This window comes from Nonomuraea sp. NPDC048916, from assembly GCF_040649575.1.
GTDB lineage: Bacteria > Actinomycetota > Actinomycetes > Streptosporangiales > Streptosporangiaceae > Nonomuraea.
This window is the reverse complement of sequence record NZ_JBEZFS010000310.1, coordinates 1-365: the sequence shown is the minus strand read 5'-3', so window position 1 is coordinate 365 and position 365 is coordinate 1. Positions and strand designations below refer to the sequence as shown.

Below are 365 nucleotides of genomic sequence, written 5' to 3'. Positions count from 1 at the left end.
GGCGAGGACCTGGGCGATCCGCTCGTCTCCTACATCGTCCTCGGCGTCGCCTTCCTGCTGGAGGGCTACTCGCTGCGCACCGGGGTCAAGCAGGTGCGCCGCGAGGCGTCACGGCTGCGGGTGCCGGACACGTACTACCTGCGGCACACCCCGGACACCGCGGTGAAGGCCGTGGTGATGGAGGACTCGGCGGCCCTGATCGGCCTGCTGCTGGCGGCGGGCGGTCTGCTCGGCGGGCAGCTCTCCGGCTCCGGCGTCTGGGACGGCATCGCGTCCTGCCTGATCGGGGTGTTGCTGGTGTACGTGGCGTGGGTGCTGGGCCGCGCCAACGCGCAGCTGCTCATCGGGCGGCCGCTGCCCCGGGC

1 protein-coding gene is annotated in these 365 nt (G+C 73.2%); it reads left to right on the top strand.

What is annotated here, in order from left to right:
* Positions 1–365: cation transporter (locus AB0C16_RS41000; RefSeq protein ID WP_357691630.1), on the top strand; the 365-nt coding region annotated here is incomplete at both ends.